This window comes from Puribacter membranae (assembly GCF_055380425.1).
In genome coordinates this window covers 204,728-217,363 of record NZ_AP040167.1, presented here as the reverse complement: position 1 = coordinate 217,363, position 12,636 = coordinate 204,728, and the positions used below count along the sequence as shown (strand labels likewise).

The window sequence follows — 12,636 nt, the reverse complement described above, 5'->3', positions numbered from 1 at the left end:
AAAATAATTTAAAAATACACTATGAACTATATTTTGAATCAACACGCCGCGCAGGACGACTGGACACTCATTCGTCTCAGCGAAGGTGAAACCCCCGAATCCGTCACCGTCCCCGCAGGCCAACACATCGTGCCACTCGCGGTGTGGCAAGCACAGTCAGCTTTGCAGAGTCGTGCCGACATCGGCGTTTGGCTGGAGAACACGACCGAGCCAGAAACGCTGAAGCTTGACTGGAATCGCTTCCCCGTGATTGCGCTGGACTACCCGAAATTCACCGACGGGCGCAGCCACAGCATCGCCTATTTGCTGCGCAACCGTTTGAATTTTAAAAACGAATTGCGCGCCATCGGTGACGTATTGGTTGATCAATTGTTCTATATGCAACGCGTGGGTTTTAACGCATTCAATCTGCGCGCCGATCAAAAAATGGACACCGCTCTGCGCATGCTCAAGCCATTTTCCGTGACCTATCAAGGCTCGACCGACGACGCACGGCCGCTTTTTTTGCGCACGCATGAGGAGCAACCCGCCCAGCACGACCACGGACTGACGGCGAAAGTTAACGCGCTGGAAACCCTGCTCAAAGACATTGCGAACGACCACACACCGGCGGTATTTGCCAACAGTTTGGCGCTGGAGGACATGGTGTTGACCGACGTGATCGCGCGGCTTAATTTGCCGATTCCGATGTTTACCTTGCAAACCGGCATGTTGCACGCACAAACCACGCAGATGATCGCCACCATTGCCGAGCACTACGGGCTGAACGTCGCGCAATATCTGCCCGACGACAGAGATGTGAACGACTACATTCAAGCGCACGGCAAATTCGCTTTCTACGAGTCGGTCGAATTGCGCAAAGCCTGCTGCCATATGCGCAAAGTCAAACCGTTGCAACGCGCGCTCGCCGGGCAAAAAGCGTGGATCACGGGACAACGCGCCGAGCAGTCCATCACCCGCGTTGCCCTGAACGTGCGCGAATGGGATGCCGCCAATGGCTTGGAAAAATTCAATCCGCTGCGCGACTGGACATTGACCGACGTGAAAAACTACATCGCGCTCTATCGCGTACCGTACAACCCGCTGCACGATCAAGGCTACCCATCCATCGGCTGCGAGCCGTGTACACGCCCGATCAAGAACGGCGAAGATGTGCGCGCCGGTCGCTGGTGGTGGGAGCACAGCGACAGCAAGGAGTGTGGACTGCATTTACATGAGGATAAAAATGACTGAGATTGATTTTAACCAAACCTTCAACAGCGCCCATCTGGATTGGCTCGAATCCGAGTCTATCCACATCCTGCGCGAGGTCGCCGCCGAATGCAGCAATCCCGCCTTGCTGTTCTCCGGCGGCAAAGACTCCATCGTCGTATTGCACCTCGCCCTCAAAGCATTTAAGTTCAAAGACAGCCCGAACAAGCTGCCGTTCACCATCGTGCATGTGGACACGGGACACAACTTCCCCGAAGTGATCGCGTTTCGCGACAAACGCGTGGCCGAATTGGGCGAACGTTTGGTCGTCGGCAGCGTGGAGGAGTCCATCAAAAAAGGCACGGTGCGCCTGCGTAACCCCGATACCGACAGCCGCAATGCCGCACAAGCCGTAACGCTGCTCGAAACCATTGCCGAGCACGGCTTTGACGCCTGCATCGGCGGCGCGCGTCGTGACGAGGAAAAAGCGCGTGCGAAGGAACGCATTTTCTCCTTCCGCGACGATTTTGGCCAATGGGACCCGAAAGCGCAACGCCCCGAACTCTGGTCGATTTACAACGCGCGCATTCACAAAGGCGAAAACATGCGTGTATTCCCAATTTCCAACTGGACGGAAATGGACATCTGGCAATACATCGCGCGCGAAAACCTCGAGCTGCCACCAATTTACTACGCGCACGAGCGCGAAACCTTTGAGCGCAGCGGCTTGATCGTTTCCGTCATGCCGATCACGCCGCCCCTGACCGACGAAGAGCGCGCCAGCGTACGCAAACGCACCGTGCGTTTTCGCACCGTCGGCGATATGACCTGCACCTCACCGGTTTTATCCGATGCCGACACCGTGGAAAAAATTCTCGAAGAAACCGCCGAGACCACCATCACCGAGCGCGGCGCGACACGGTTGGACGATCAGACGTCGGAAGCGTCGATGGAGAAGCGCAAGCGTGAGGGGTATTTTTAACATTCAAAAAAAGTAACCCCCTACTTTTTTGATCGAAATTTGATTATTTGCCAAGGAAACCTCGGCAAAAAATAAACAAAAATCAACAAGGAATAGCTATGAGTCATACTCATCAACCCAACCAGATTCATAACCAAGGTCTACTGCGCTTCATCACCGCAGGCAGCGTGGATGACGGCAAGTCCACATTGATTGGCCGTCTGCTGTTCGACTCGAAAAACGTGTTTGTCGATCAGCTACACGCTGTGTCCCAATCCAAACACAATCGCAGTTATGACAATAGCGTTGACCTCGCCCTACTCACCGATGGGCTGGAAGCCGAGCGTGAACAAGGCATCACCATCGATGTCGCGTATCGCTACTTCGCCACGCCGCGTCGTAAATACATCATCGCCGACACGCCCGGTCACGAGCAATACACACGCAATATGGTCACCGGCGCATCGACCGCGCATGCCGCAATTGTGCTGGTCGATGTGGGCAAACTGGATTTTAGCGGTGACGGCGAGATTGCCCTGCTCACACAAACCAAACGCCACTCCGCCCTGCTCGCACTGCTCGGTGTGGCGCACGTCATCGTCGCGGTCAACAAAATGGATTTGATCGACTACGATCAGGCGAAATACGCTCGTGTGGTCGCGAGCTATCAAAAGCTCGCCGATCGCGTCGGCGTCAAACACTTCATTCCGATTCCGCTGTCTGCGCTCAAAGGTGATAACGTCGTTCATCCGTCCGCACAAATGCCGTGGTACGACGGCCAAGCGCTGCTGGAACTATTGGACAACCTGAATGTGCCGGACGAATCGACGCAGCCCTTGCGCTTTCCGGTACAGCAAGTGGTGCGCCACGACGGCAGCAAGATTGATGATTTTCGCGGCTACGCCGGCCGAATCGAGGCAGGCTCCGTGCAGGTCGGCGACACCGTGACCATTCAGCCGCAAAATCGCAGCACCACGATCACCGGCATTCACACCTACGATGGTGCGCGTCCCTCCGCCCATGCGGGTCAGTCCGTGACTTTAACACTTAGCGACGACATCGACATTTCGCGCGGCGACTGGATCAACAGCGGCGCGACACCGGCGCAAGTGGACAAACTGCGCGCCGCCGACGTATGCTGGTTTGCCGAGGAGCCAATGGCTTTGGGGCGCAAATATTTGATCAAACACGGCACACGCACCGCGCCCGCACGCATCAACACGGTGGATTATCAATTGGACATTCACACGCTGGATGAGCACAACAATGCACATCACCTCGAAATGAATGGTATCGCGCGCGTGCAATTGCAGTTGCAACAAGCCTTGCCGATTGACGCCTACGCGAATATTAAAACCGGCGGCGCATTCATTCTGATTGACGAGGTGAGCAATCAAACGGTGGCGGGCGGGATGTTTGCTTAAATACGAAAGAATATCCCCTAAGTTTTTCGTGATTCTTTCGTTAGAAAATTCTACAAACCTCTGCTTTACCCTCGCCCGTTTACGGGAGAGGAGCAAGAGGTGAGTGACTTGATCAACGGCCTCGACAATGGTTCAGAAAAACCCTGAACCATTTTTTGAAAACCCACAACATAAAAATTATATCTCTATGAACGCAGTCCACCACACCATCACCTTTGTCGGCGCAGGCCCGGGAGCCGCCGATCTCATCACCCTGCGCGGGGTGAACGCCCTCGCGCAGGCGCAGGTGGTGTTGTACGACGCACTGATTGACCACGGTGTTTTATCGCATGCGCACCCCGATGCCATCCTGATTGATGTGGGCAAGCGCGGTGTGAAAAATGCTTCATGCTCCGAATCTAAAAAACAAGCGGACATCAATGCCGCCCTGATTCAATACGGTGTGCAATACGAACGCGTGGTGCGGCTCAAAGGCGGCGATCCGGCAATTTTTGGCCGACTGGATGAGGAAATCGACGCGATCGTGTCGGTCGGGCTGAACTATGAAATCGTACCGGGCGTGTCCTCCGCACTCGCGGCTGCGGCGAGCGCACAAACCGCCTTGACCCGTCGCGGTGTGGCGCGCAGTGTGCGGCTGCTCACCGCATCGGTTGGCGACGATCAGCCGGATAATCTGTGGCATACGCACCTCGCCCCCAGCGAAACCCTCGTGTTTTATATGGGTGGGCAACGCCGTCAAGCCATCGCGCACATTTTGCTGGAAAAAAGTTTTGCACCCGATACGCCGGTCATCATGGTGTTTGGCGCCAGTTGGTCGGAGGAAGCGATCGTCCGTTTGACTTTGAGCGAATTGGCGCATGACCAAACGCAGCCACACCACGCCGCACCGTGTATTATTTTAGTCGGTGCGAGTTTGCGCACCGTTTCATCATGAGTCATGCAACGCTTGAAATGCGTATTCGGCCATCGCTTGACGCATGAATTCACTCTGCCCCAAAGCTGCTGCGATCTGAATCCGCACCTGTGGATGCTGAGCGCACACGTCATCGACAATGCCATGCAAATCCTGCGCAATGTGTTTGCCCACCCCAAAAAACAGCGGCACGATATGAATATCACGCACCCCTTTCTTGGCCAGATCGTGCGTCGCTTGAGCAATCGACGGCGCCATCAACTCAAGGAAGGCCAATTGCACCAACGTGTTTTGCCCACTCTGCGCCAACAGCGTTTGTACGCGCACAGCAATATCATCAAACGGCGCGCGCCAAGTACTTTGGCTGGAGCCGTGGGCAAACAAAATAATGGCCTGAGAAAGTGGCGTAGAGAAATGATTGATATTCATGATGCTCGCACAAGGTAAAGATGGCTCATTGTACCCGCAAACATCAAATCACAGTTAGTGATAAAATCACGATTTCATTATACGAATTAAAGATATGTCATCCCATTACCTTACCCTCGATCAACTGATTGGCAACACGCCGCTGGTGCGTCTACAACGCATGCAGGCCGAGCTGCTCACCGAGCGCAACAACATCGTACTGGCCAAACTCGAAGGCAATAATCCGGCGGGATCGGTCAAGGACCGTGCGGCGCTGTCCATGATTATCGAAGCGGAACGACGCGGCGAAATTACCCCCGGCGACACGCTGATCGAGGCCACCAGTGGCAATACCGGCATCGCTTTGGCCATGGTGGCGGCGATGCGCGGCTACAAAATGATTTTGATCATGCCGGACAATCTGAGTATCGAGCGACGCGGCTCGATGACGGTATACGGCGCACAATTGATTTTGACCGAAACCGCCCAAGGTCACGGCATGGAATACGCGCGCGATCTGGCGCTGCACATGCAAGCACAGGGACTGGGCAAAGTGCTCAATCAGTTTGGCAATACGGACAATCCGCTGGCACACATTCGCGGCACAGGGCCGGAAATCTGGCGCGACACGCACGGGCAAATCACGCATTTTGTCAGCGCGATGGGCACGACGGGAACGATCACCGGCACGTCGACGTTTTTAAAAGCGCAAAACCCGGAGATTCAAATCATCGGCGTGCAACCGTCCGAAGGCTCCAGCATTCCGGGGATTCGCAAATGGCCGACCGAGTATTTGCCCACGATTTTTGAACCGGCTCGGGTGGATCGCGAAATAGCGGTGACACAGGCCGATGCGGAGGAAACGGCACGGCGCTTGGCGCGCGAAGAAGGAATTTTCGCCGGTATTTCCTCGGGCGGCGCGCTCTGGGCGGCATTGCAATTGGCACAAGAGGTACGCGACGCGACCATCGTCTTTATTGTCTGTGATCGCGGCGACCGCTATCTGTCGCAAGGCGTGTTCAACCCGCCCAACTGAAAATAAAAAATGCGGAATAAGTTTGTTTCTCAGATCACGCATTGATATCGGCAAGCAGACTTAAAAGCATCCGCAGTTTTAACATTTTGATTTTGTTCAAATTTTGTCAGGGTTTCCCTGACAAAATTTCCAATGCTCAGCACGGAAAAAGTAGGGGTTTACTTTTTTCGTATTTCCTAAAATACCCGCTGATCCAACGATTCAGCGGGTATTTTTTGAACCATCTATTTACGCTTTGCGCTCGTACCAATCCTTGCTGCGATTGACCCAGCGCACCACCAGCAGCATCACCGGCACTTCAACCAGCACACCGACCACGGTAGCCAAAGCCGCTCCAGATTTAAAACCAAACAGGCTGATGGCCGCCGCCACCGCCAATTCAAAGAAATTACTCGCACCGATCAAAGCGGACGGACAGGCGACATTGTGCTTTTCACCCGCCAAACGATTGAGCCAATACGCCAAACCCGAATTGAAAAACACCTGAATCAAAATCGGTACGGCGAGCATGGCAATGATCAGCGGCTGATCGACAATCGCCTGACCTTGAAACGCGAACAGCAGCACCAACGTCAACAACAAAGCCAAAATTGAATAATGTCCAATGCGACCCATCGTCTGCTCAAATGCCGCCAGTCCTTTTTTCAACAGCGAGCGACGCAAAATTTGCGCCAAAATCACGGGAATGACGATGTACAACACCACTGAGATCAGCAAAGTATCCCACGGCACGGTAATCGCAGACAGCCCGAGCAATAGCCCGACAATCGGCGCAAAGGCAAAAATCATGATGGTGTCGTTCAGCGCCACTTGCGAGAGCGTGAACAGCGGCTCGCCATTGGTCAATCGACTCCAGACAAACACCATCGCGGTACACGGCGCCGCCGCGAGTAAAATCAACCCCGCAATATAGCTGTCCAATTGATCGGCAGGCAAATACGGTGCAAACACATGGCGAATAAAAATCCAGCCGAGCAAAGCCATCGAAAATGGCTTGACCAGCCAGTTGACAAACAAGGTCACGCCAATGCCGCGCCAATGGGATTTAACCTGATTGAGCGCACCAAAATCAATTTTCATCAGCATCGGAATGATCATCACCCAGATCAACACGCCGACCGGTAAATTCACCTGCGCCACTTCCATCGCGCCCAAGGCATGAAACACCGCCGGAAACCATTGCCCCAAGGCAATACCCACGACAATACACAGAGCGACCCAGACGCTCAAATAGCGCTCGAAAACACTCATGCCCTGTGTGAGCGGTTGTTGCGATGTACTGCCAGAAGATGTATTTTTTTGACTCATGGTGTTTACTCGACTTAACTTAACTTAACCCAGCGATCATGCACCTCTTGCGATGCCTCCACATGAATGTTCGCAATCTGACCCACCTCATGATGAATCGCCGCGCTATCGAGCATATGCAATGGCAAATTCACAAACAGATGCACGCGATTCATGATTTGACGAAACACCTTGGCAAAATCAGCGCGTCGCTCCTGCTCCGTACCCGACACGCCAGGATCTGGAAAGCTCCAATGCGCCGTCACGGGCGCACCGAACCACACCGGACACGTTTCGCCCGCAGCGTTGTCGCACACGGTAATCACGAAGTCCAAATGCGGCGCATCCGCACCGGAAAACTCATTCCAGCTTTTACTGCGTAAAGTTTCGGTGGGATAAGCAATGCTTTGCAGTTGCTCGATCGCCAGCGGATTCACATGTCCCAAAGGCTTACTGCCTGCGCTGTAAGCCTTGAACCGGCCATGCCCCATCACATTGATCAACCCCTCGGCCATCACGCTGCGTGCGGAGTTACCCGTACACAGTACCAAAACGTTATACACCCGACTCATAGTTTTACCCTTCGTTCATTAGCCACAGTCAGCAGTTGGCAAGTCACACGCCGCACCACCGCAACAGTTTTCGGTTAAAAAATCAATCAGCTCACGCATCAAACCCGTATTCGCACGATAAATCACAAATCGTCCCGAATTCTCACTGCTGACCAAGCCCGCGTAATTTAATTCTTTCAAATGAAAGGATAAAGACGACGGCGCAATGCCAGTCAATTCGCTGATTTTACCCGCAGGCAAACCATCCGCGCCCGCCTGAATCAGCAGGCGAAACACGGTCAAGCGCGATTCCTGCGCCAGAGCAGAGAGATAAGTGGCTGCAATTTTTGTTTCCATATTTCAACTATAATTGAAACATCAAAGTAAAGCAAGAAATTTTTTATAACTGTATAACAGCAATATTGATCCATTCTGCTATTACTGCATTTTAAGCGCTGATACCGTATTTTTACGGACAAATTCATAGTTAATGTGCGCTAACATTGTTTGAGCAGTTATACTAACGGCTTATTTAATGAATCAATATAAAGGAGGAAAGTATGAAAAAGATTCATTCTGCATGGATAGGTCTGATGTTGTTCTCCGCGTCATTGAGCGCAACACCACAGGAAACCATCCGCAGCATTAACTATGAAGGCGTCAATGTTCGTGAAAAGGCAGGAACCTCGCACGAAGTGCTGTGGCGCGTATCCAAAAATTTTCCCTTTCAAGTGCTGAATCAACAAAACGGCTGGACGCGCGTCAAGGATTTTGAAGGCGATACCGGCTGGGTTTCGTCCCGCTACTTAAGCGACACGCCCACGGTGATTGTGAAAAACACCTTTGCCAACCTGCGTGAAAAACCCAGCACGACGGCAAAAAAGGTGGGATCGGCCAAATACGGTGATATTTTTGTGCTCAAAGAAGTACAAAAAGAATGGGTTCAAGTGACGCTGGACGATGGCAAAACCGCGTGGATTTTCCGCGATTTGGTATGGGGCTCCTTGGGCAAAAAATAGGCAGACATGGGGTAAAAACAAGCAATGGGTTAAAAAGAAGCAAGTCATACAGACTTGCTCCATAAAACCGCATTACCTGATAAAAATGGCTGAACAATCAGCCATTTTTACATTCCATACATAATCCATTCGGTTGAAATTTACTCAACCGTTACCGATTTGGCCAGATTGCGTGGCTTATCCACGTCGGTACCCCGCGCAACGGCGGTGTGGTACGACAGCAATTGCAACGGCAAAGTATGCAAAATCGGTGACAACACCCCCGCGTGATCCGGCAGGTTGATGACGTGCACGCCCTCTTGCGGCTCGATGAACGTGTCGCGGTCAGCAAAAATATAGAGTTGTCCCGCACGCGCGCGTACTTCTTGCAGATTGGATTTGAGTTTCTCGATCAGAGCATCGTTTGGCGCAATCGCCACCACCGGCATATTGACATCGACCAAAGCCAATGGGCCGTGTTTCAGTTCACCCGCTGCATAGCTTTCAGCGTGAATGTAGGTGATTTCTTTGAGCTTGAGCGCACCTTCCATCGCGATCGGCCAGTGAATGCCGCGTCCCAAGAACAAGGCATGATCCTTATCCACGAAGGCTTGCGCCCACTCGATAATCTGTGGCTCCAGCGACAGGACTTGCTGCATCGCGGCAGGCAAATGGCGCAGTTGTTTGAGATAGTTTTCTTCTTTATCAACCGACAAGCGCCCTTTAACTTTCGCCAATACCAGCGTCAACACGAACAATGAGGACAACTGCGTGGTGAAGGCTTTGGTTGAGGCCACACCGATTTCGGGACCGGCGCGGGTTAAAAAGCGCAATTGGCTTTGGCGAATCAATGCGGATTCGGGTACATTACAAATCGACAAGGTTGAGGCATCCATGCCGTTGTGCAAGGATTTGGCGTGCTGCAACGCGGCAATGGTGTCCGCCGTTTCACCCGATTGGGAAATAGTGATGATCAACGCATTCGCCATCGGTACGCTGGTGCGATAGCGATACTCGGAGGCGATTTCAACGTTGACCGGAATGCGTGCCATTTCCTCGATCCAGTAGCGCGCAACCATCGCCGCATGGTAGCTGGTGCCGCAAGCGAGGATAAGAATGTTGTCCGTACGTTTGAAAATTTCTTCAGCCTGCGCACCGAATAAACCGGCGTTGATCGACTGTGCGCCGCTGACCATTTCGAGCGTATTAGCAACGACCTCAGGCTGCTCGAAGGTTTCTTTTTGCATGTAATGAGAAAAACGTCCGAGACTGACCGCATCGGCGGACAGTTCACTTTCAAATACGTCGCGCGTGATAAATTCGCCCGAAGCGGTGCGGATTTGGTAGCTGTCCTGCGTGATTTGTACCACGTCGCCTTCTTCGAGATAAATCACTTTGCGCGTTTCGGACAACAGAGCCGAGGTGTCCGAGGCCAAATACATACCGCGCTCACCCACACCGATCAGCAGTGGCGCCCCTTGGCGCGCGCCGACAATTCGGTCGGGAAACTGGCTGCACAGCACAGCAATGGCGTACAAACCCTTAAGTCGTTTGCTTGCCTGAAACACCGCTTCGTACAAATCAATACCCGTGGTCAAATATTGATGAATCAGGTGGGTCATGACCTCTGTATCGGTATCCGAGGTGAACGCATAACCGGCTGATTTTAATTCGGCTTTGATTTCTTCGTGATTTTCGATGATGCCATTGTGTACCAAGCTGATGTCAAAAGCTTTGCCATGCGATTCCATCGGATGCGCATTGCGCAAGGCTGGCGCGCCATGCGTGGCCCAACGGGTATGGGCAATGCCCACGTGTGCTGAAAAAGGCTGGGTTTGCACTTCCAACTGCGCGACTCGCTCCAACGAGCGCTCGCAGTGAATGCTGTGATCCGCCTGCAAAAAGCCCACGCCGGTCGAGTCATAACCTCGGTATTCTAATTTTTTCAATCCGTCAATCAACAATGGAATGACATTATTTTGCCCAACGGCAGCAACAATCCCGCACATGATAAATTCCTCTTTTTAAATTGGGACAATTATAACGTTTTTACCCGAATATCAATAGCCGTTTTACGGCGTCGTTGCTCTTATTTAGGCATAAGTAAAGTATTAAGATACGCTCGTAAACGCACCGGACTGAGTGGCTTATACACGATGTCAATTTGATGCTTACGCACCATTTGAGCCAATTCCGCGCTGGTATCACCCGTGATCAATACGCAAACCAGCGGTTGCTCACTTTGAATCGCGCGGGCTTGTAACAACACATCCAGCCCCGTTTCCTCAGCCAAGCCCAAATGATAATCGGACAGGATCAAATCAAACGACCCTTCTTCACTCACCAGCTCGCGGAACATGTCACTGGAGAGTACCACCGAGACATTCAGATGCCAGCTATTGAGCAACTCAGCCAGATAATCAACTGCCGTCTCATCATCATCTAAAATCGCAATGCGCTTACCACTCAGGTAATCACCAAACGTTTCTCGCTCTTTATACCGAATCTCTTTCGCGGCAGGAGGATAAGCCGCTTGGGTCACAATACCAAAACAACTGCCTTTGCTCGGAATAGATTGTACAAACAACTGCATTTCCAACAATTTGGCCATACGCTCTGAAATCGCCAAGCCCAAACCAACGCCCCCTTTGACCCGCTGTTGCGCATACTCCAAACGCTGGTATTCCTGAAAAATCTGTTTGGCCTTCTCCGTCGGAACGCCCGTGCCTGTATCCATCACCATAATTTTGATGTCATGATGGGTGCCACGGCGCACGCCCAACAGCACTTTTCCGCGCTCGGTATAGCGCAGCGCATTGCTGACAAAATTACTCAAAATACTGTGCAACATGCCTTCATCCGAACGAACCCACACTTTGCTGGGCACAATCACCAGTGCCAAGCCTTTTTGTCGCGCCGTTTCTTCAAACTCCACTTGAATGCGATCAAATATCCGTTGCAACGGAATGAGCTGCAAATCCGGCTTGACCACACCGGCATCCAGCCGCGATAAATTCAGCATCGCGTTAAACGAGGTGCTCAGAGAATCAATCGCTTGCTCAATTTTGCTCAAGGTCGCCGAAACCTCGGGTTGAGCGGTTTTTCTTTGCGCATCACTGGTCAGCAAAGCCAAAGCATGCAACGGCTGGCGCAAATCATGACTGGCTGCCGAGAGATAACGCGATTGCGCCAGATTCGCCTGCTCCAACGCCACATTTTTTTGTTTCAGCGCATCCACCAGCTCGGTATTCAAATTTTTAACTCGAAACAGATCAAATAACTGACGATTCAATACCCGCAAAAACATCAACTCAGCCAAACTTAACAAATAAACCTGCAACAACAAACGTTCAAAAAACTCTTCTTTTCGGGTCGACACCAATAACGTGATGAAACCGACCACAATAAATAAATTAATAATTGCAATACGCTGAAAACGCCCCACCATCGCAATGGAAATCACCACCACCATAGCCTGAATGATAATAAACTGCTGCAAAGCAACTTCATCACCTTGCTGAACGAGCGCATAAAAATAGGCACACCACCAAAGTACCCAAATCAAGCCAATCAGAATGACCCGCTTAACCCCGCCATTAATTGATGGCGAGCCAAACTGACCGACATAGCGTAAATAGGCATACAAATGCGCGATCATGGCAAAGCCCAGCGCCCATGCACCCAAAACCAGATGAGACGTTAATGACAGATGATCAAAAAAAAGTAGGGTACAAATTACGTACCCTACAAAATTCATCCAAACGAAACCCGGCGTATTATGTAAATACGCTTCAATATGGTATTCGTATAACTCTTGCTCTTCTGGGGTCAGGAGAAAGTGCCAATTCATAAGCCGTCGTACCTATT

Annotated in this window: 12 protein-coding genes; 6 read left to right on the top strand and 6 right to left on the bottom strand. The window is 51.9% G+C overall.

All coding sequences use genetic code 11. The annotated features are described in order from the left end of the window. Window positions 1-21 precede the first annotated feature (21 nt). The 4 genes from ACZ41M_RS01005 (at window position 22) to cobA (ending at window position 4,510) form a co-directional block, all read left to right on the top strand. Window positions 22-1,233: a phosphoadenylyl-sulfate reductase gene (locus ACZ41M_RS01005; RefSeq protein ID WP_464730707.1), complete on the top strand. Its 1,212-nt coding sequence runs from the start codon at window positions 22-24 to the stop codon at window positions 1,231-1,233. Beyond that, the gene (cysD, locus tag ACZ41M_RS01000) at window positions 1,226-2,173 is read left to right on the top strand and encodes a sulfate adenylyltransferase subunit CysD (protein WP_464730708.1); all 948 of its coding nucleotides are present in this window, start codon (window positions 1,226-1,228) and stop codon (window positions 2,171-2,173) included. Before ACZ41M_RS01005 ends, cysD begins: the two co-directional genes overlap by 8 nt. A 98-nt stretch (window positions 2,174-2,271) precedes the next feature. Then, window positions 2,272-3,576 carry a sulfate adenylyltransferase subunit 1 gene (locus ACZ41M_RS00995; RefSeq protein ID WP_464730709.1) on the top strand — a complete coding sequence of 435 codons (1,305 nt, stop codon included), beginning with the start codon at window positions 2,272-2,274 and terminating at the stop codon, window positions 3,574-3,576. Window positions 3,577-3,763: 187 nt separating this feature from the next. Further along, window positions 3,764-4,510 carry a uroporphyrinogen-III C-methyltransferase gene (gene cobA / locus ACZ41M_RS00990; protein ID WP_464730710.1) on the top strand — a complete coding sequence of 249 codons (747 nt, stop codon included), beginning with the start codon at window positions 3,764-3,766 and terminating at the stop codon, window positions 4,508-4,510. Here the strand turns inward: cobA and ACZ41M_RS00985 are convergent. Beyond that, window positions 4,505-4,918, bottom strand: a complete 414-nt coding sequence (locus tag ACZ41M_RS00985; RefSeq protein ID WP_464730711.1) for a sirohydrochlorin chelatase — start codon at window positions 4,916-4,918, stop codon at window positions 4,505-4,507. The genes cobA and ACZ41M_RS00985 overlap by 6 nt on opposite strands. A 94-nt stretch (window positions 4,919-5,012) precedes the next feature. On the opposite strand from ACZ41M_RS00985, the gene cysM reads away from it, so the two are divergent. Then, window positions 5,013-5,933 (top strand): cysteine synthase CysM, encoded by a 921-nt coding sequence (gene cysM, locus ACZ41M_RS00980; protein ID WP_464730712.1) that lies wholly within the window; start codon window positions 5,013-5,015, stop codon window positions 5,931-5,933. Window positions 5,934-6,161: 228 nt separating this feature from the next. On the opposite strand, the gene arsB is transcribed toward cysM, so the two are convergent. The 3 genes from arsB to ACZ41M_RS00965 are packed head-to-tail and all read right to left on the bottom strand — an operon-like array spanning window position 6,162 to window position 8,128. Further along, window positions 6,162-7,241: an ACR3 family arsenite efflux transporter gene (arsB, locus tag ACZ41M_RS00975; protein ID WP_464730713.1), complete on the bottom strand. Its 1,080-nt coding sequence runs from the start codon at window positions 7,239-7,241 to the stop codon at window positions 6,162-6,164. Window positions 7,242-7,255: 14 nt separating this feature from the next. After that, the gene (locus tag ACZ41M_RS00970) at window positions 7,256-7,792 is read right to left on the bottom strand and encodes an arsenate reductase ArsC (RefSeq protein WP_464730714.1); all 537 of its coding nucleotides are present in this window, start codon (window positions 7,790-7,792) and stop codon (window positions 7,256-7,258) included. 18 nt (window positions 7,793-7,810) lie between these two features. Further along, window positions 7,811-8,128, bottom strand: a complete 318-nt coding sequence (locus ACZ41M_RS00965; protein WP_464730715.1) for an ArsR/SmtB family transcription factor — start codon at window positions 8,126-8,128, stop codon at window positions 7,811-7,813. 203 nt (window positions 8,129-8,331) lie between these two features. Here ACZ41M_RS00965 and ACZ41M_RS00960 point away from each other — a divergent pair, with 203 nt between their 5' ends. Further along, the gene (locus tag ACZ41M_RS00960; RefSeq protein ID WP_464730716.1) at window positions 8,332-8,790 is read left to right on the top strand and encodes an SH3 domain-containing protein; all 459 of its coding nucleotides are present in this window, start codon (window positions 8,332-8,334) and stop codon (window positions 8,788-8,790) included. 140 nt (window positions 8,791-8,930) lie between these two features. Here the strand turns inward: ACZ41M_RS00960 and glmS are convergent, their stop codons facing one another. Further along, window positions 8,931-10,778, bottom strand: a complete 1,848-nt coding sequence (glmS, locus tag ACZ41M_RS00955; protein WP_464730717.1) for a glutamine--fructose-6-phosphate transaminase (isomerizing) — start codon at window positions 10,776-10,778, stop codon at window positions 8,931-8,933. 80 nt (window positions 10,779-10,858) lie between these two features. Next, window positions 10,859-12,619: an ATP-binding response regulator gene (locus ACZ41M_RS00950; RefSeq protein ID WP_464730718.1), complete on the bottom strand. Its 1,761-nt coding sequence runs from the start codon at window positions 12,617-12,619 to the stop codon at window positions 10,859-10,861. Window positions 12,620-12,636 lie beyond the last annotated feature (17 nt).

What these genes read in the sequence shown, in the direction of transcription:
- glmS (WP_464730717.1), bottom strand. Translation starts at nt 10,778, where the DNA reads ATGTGCGGGATTGTTGCTGCCGTTGGGCAAAATAATGTCATTCCATTG.
- ACZ41M_RS00960 (WP_464730716.1), top strand. Translation starts at nt 8,332, where the DNA reads ATGAAAAAGATTCATTCTGCATGGATAGGTCTGATGTTGTTCTCCGCG.
- ACZ41M_RS00950 (WP_464730718.1), bottom strand. Translation starts at nt 12,619, where the DNA reads ATGAATTGGCACTTTCTCCTGACCCCAGAAGAGCAAGAGTTATACGAA.
- ACZ41M_RS00970 (WP_464730714.1), bottom strand. Translation starts at nt 7,792, where the DNA reads ATGAGTCGGGTGTATAACGTTTTGGTACTGTGTACGGGTAACTCCGCA.
- cysM (WP_464730712.1), top strand. Translation starts at nt 5,013, where the DNA reads ATGTCATCCCATTACCTTACCCTCGATCAACTGATTGGCAACACGCCG.
- ACZ41M_RS01005 (WP_464730707.1), top strand. Translation starts at nt 22, where the DNA reads ATGAACTATATTTTGAATCAACACGCCGCGCAGGACGACTGGACACTC.
- arsB (WP_464730713.1), bottom strand. Translation starts at nt 7,241, where the DNA reads ATGAGTCAAAAAAATACATCTTCTGGCAGTACATCGCAACAACCGCTC.
- ACZ41M_RS00965 (WP_464730715.1), bottom strand. Translation starts at nt 8,128, where the DNA reads ATGGAAACAAAAATTGCAGCCACTTATCTCTCTGCTCTGGCGCAGGAA.
- ACZ41M_RS00985 (WP_464730711.1), bottom strand. Translation starts at nt 4,918, where the DNA reads ATGAATATCAATCATTTCTCTACGCCACTTTCTCAGGCCATTATTTTG.
- cysD (WP_464730708.1), top strand. Translation starts at nt 1,226, where the DNA reads ATGACTGAGATTGATTTTAACCAAACCTTCAACAGCGCCCATCTGGAT.
- ACZ41M_RS00995 (WP_464730709.1), top strand. Translation starts at nt 2,272, where the DNA reads ATGAGTCATACTCATCAACCCAACCAGATTCATAACCAAGGTCTACTG.
- cobA (WP_464730710.1), top strand. Translation starts at nt 3,764, where the DNA reads ATGAACGCAGTCCACCACACCATCACCTTTGTCGGCGCAGGCCCGGGA.